At 75.7% G+C, this 2,870-nt stretch carries 4 protein-coding genes; 2 read left to right on the forward strand and 2 right to left on the reverse strand.

Translation table 11 applies throughout. The annotated features are described in order from the left end of the window. Positions 1–370 (reverse strand): acyl-CoA dehydrogenase family protein (locus NH602_RS29780; protein WP_253069554.1); only part of this gene is annotated, 370 nt, incomplete at its 3' end. After that, the gene (locus NH602_RS29785) at positions 363–1,574 is read right to left on the reverse strand and encodes an acyl-CoA dehydrogenase family protein (RefSeq protein WP_253069555.1); all 1,212 of its coding nucleotides are present in this window, start codon (positions 1,572–1,574) and stop codon (positions 363–365) included. The genes NH602_RS29785 and NH602_RS29780, both read right to left, overlap by 8 nt. Positions 1,575–1,723: 149 nt before the next feature. Here NH602_RS29785 and NH602_RS29790 point away from each other — a divergent pair, with 149 nt between their 5' ends. Further along, positions 1,724–1,873 (forward strand): hypothetical protein, encoded by a 150-nt coding sequence (locus NH602_RS29790; RefSeq protein ID WP_157818196.1) that lies wholly within the window; start codon positions 1,724–1,726, stop codon positions 1,871–1,873. 16 nt (positions 1,874–1,889) lie between these two features. Next, on the forward strand, positions 1,890–2,870 hold a 981-nt coding region (locus NH602_RS29795), incomplete at its 3' end, for a DEAD/DEAH box helicase (protein ID WP_374210279.1).

A 2,870-nucleotide genomic window follows, 5' to 3' on the forward strand; every position in this document is an offset into this window, starting at 1 on the left:
CGTCGGCCAGCGCGGCGAGCAGCGCGTCGCGCCCGTCGCCCGCCGGGGCCGCGACCAGCGCCGGGACCGCGAGCGCGACGGTGCCGAGCAGCGGCCCGGTCACCAGCGCCGCACCCAGCTCCTCCGCCGCGACGGCCTGGTCCACACAGGTCCCGCCGGCGCCGCCGAGGTCCTCGGGCACCGCGAGGGACAGCGCGCCGAGCTCGGTGCCGAGCCGGGCCCACAGTGCCCGGTCGAACCCGTCGGTGGTGTCGACGAGCCGGCGCAGGGTGGCCTCGTCGTGCTGGCGCTCGGCGAAGCGGTGCAGCGCCGCGCGCAGCTCGCGCTGCTCGTCGGTGACGTCGAACTCCCGGAGCTCCTGCTCAGCCACGGGGGACCTCCTTCCAGGGGCGGTCGGAGTCCGACCGGGGCTCGCCGGGCAGACCCAGCACGCGTTCGCCGAGGATGTTGCGCATGACCTCCGAGGTACCGCCCTCGATGGTGTTCGCGCGCGAGCGCAGGAAGCGCTGCTGCACCGTGGAGTTCGGGTCGGTGTGCACCCGCCCGCGGTCCATCGTCCAGTCGTCGTAGAGCAGCGCGTCCGGGCCGAGCAGGTCCATGCAGAACTCGTAGACGTCCTGGTTCAGCTCGGCGCCGACCAGCTTGGACACCGACCCCTCCGGACCGGGCTGTCCGGCGCTCGCGGTGCGCCGCGCGCGGGCCAGGGTGAGGCGGTGGGTCTCGGCGCGGGTCCACAGTGCCGCGAGCCGGTCGCGCAGCACCGGGGTGTGCCGGTCGGGGTGGGCCCGCCACAGGCCGAGGGCCTCGCCGATGACGCCGCTGCCGCGCCGCCCGGTGACCCCGCCGATGGCGGTGCGCTCGTTCATCAGGGTGGTGATCGCGACCTTCCAGCCGGCGCCGACCTCACCGAGCCGGTGCGCGTCGAGGACCCGGGCGTCGGACAGGTGGACCTCGTTGAACTCGGCCTGCCCGGTCATCTGCCGTAGCGGGCGGACGTCGACGCCCGGCTGGGTCATGTCGATCACGAAGTAGGTCAGGCCGCGGTGCTTGGGCTGCTCGGGGTCGGTGCGGGCGACGAGCATCCCCCACCGCGCGACGTGGGCCAGGGTCGTCCAGACCTTCTGCCCGTTGACGACCCACTCGTCACCGTCACGGACCGCGGAGGTGGCCAGGCCCGCGACGTCGGAGCCGGCGCCGGGCTCGCTGAACAGCTGGCACCAGATCTCCTCGCCGGTGGCCATCGGCCGGAGCCAGGCCCCGACCCGGTCACGGTCCTGGCCGTACTCGACCACGGTCGGCGCGCCCATGCCGTAGCCGATCGGGTTGACCGCGAACATCCGCTCGCCGCCGGCGTCGGTGACGATCTGGTCGACCACCGCCTGGAGCCCGCGGGACAGCCCGAGGCCGCCGAGCCCCTCGGGGTGGTGCACCCAGGCGAGCCCGGCGTCGTAGAGGGCGCCGAACAGCTCCTCGCGCGGCACCGACAGCGGGTCGTGGGCCTCGACCACCTCCCGGGCGGCCTGTGCCACGCGGGCCGCGTCGGATGCCGGTCGGGTCGTGGTGGGCGAGCTCATCGCACCTCCGGAAGGTGGGCCTGACGGTCGTCGTCGACGTCGCTCCGAACCTAGCCGTCATCAGTTTCGGGGACCACGGTTAACGGTTCCTGGTCCGTGCGCGACATCAGGTTCGTCCGTCCGACGCAGTCCGAACCGCAGGAGCAACGATGCCCGCCACCACCGCCGCCACCCACCGTCCCGCGGCCCCCGTCCTCGACGGGACCGCACTGCCGGGCTGGGTGCTGCTGCTGATCACCGCCGGGCTGGCCGCCGCCGTCGTCGTGATCATGGTGCTGTCCTACAGCGGGCTGGCCTGACCCATACTCGGGAGTGATGCCCCCACTCCCCGACCTGCCGGTCCGCGCCGTCCTCGACGAGCTGCGGGCGGCGCTGGACGACCGCGGCGGCGCCGTGCTCGTCGCCCCGCCCGGTACCGGCAAGACCACCCTCGTCCCGCTCGCCCTGGCCGGGCTCGACGGCTCCGGCCCGGCACCCGGGGGCACGGTGCTGGTCGCCGAGCCGCGCCGGGTCGCCGCCCGCGCCGCCGCGGCCCGGATGTCGTCGCTGCTGGGGACCGAGGTCGGTGGGCCGGTCGGCTACCGCGTCCGCGGCGACGCCCGCACCGGGCCGGACACCCGGGTCGAGGTCGTCACCTCCGGCCTGCTGCTGCGCCGCCTCGCCGGGGACCCGGAGCTGGCCGGGGTGTCCACCGTCGTCCTCGACGAGGTGCACGAGCGTCACCTCGACGCCGACCTGCTGCTCACCCTGCTGCTCGACGCCCGCGACGGGCTGCGGCCCGACCTGCGGCTGCTCGCCACCTCCGCGACCCTCGACACGGCCCGCCCCGCCGTGCTGCTGGGCGACGACGACCGGCCCGCGCCGGTGCTGGAGGTCGCCGCCCGCAGCTACGACGTCGCCGTCGCCCACGTCCCGCCCGCCCGGGCCGGTCGCGGCGGGAGCGAGCGGATCGAGAACACCGTCGCCCGGACGTGCGTGCGGGCGCTCGAGCACGGCAGCGTGCTGGCGTTCCTGCCGGGCGTCGCGGAGATCGGGCGGACCGCGTCCGCGCTGCGCGAGCTCGGACCCGACGCCGACGTCCTCGCGCTGCACGGCAGGCTGCCTGCCGCGGAGCAGGACGCGGCGCTGCGCGACGGGCCGCGGCGCCGGATCGTGCTCGCCACCGCCGTCGCCGAGTCCTTCGCGCAGGTCGCAGCGGCGGTCGAGGAGTTCACCGGGGTGCTGCGGGACATCGTCGCGCAGCGGCGGCGGACTCCCGGCGAGGACCTGGTCAGCGTGCTCACCACCGCGCGATCC

Origin of the sequence: Pseudonocardia sp. McavD-2-B (assembly GCF_024124365.1) — a bacterium.
In the GTDB taxonomy this organism is placed as follows: Bacteria; Actinomycetota; Actinomycetes; order Mycobacteriales; family Pseudonocardiaceae; genus Pseudonocardia; species Pseudonocardia alni.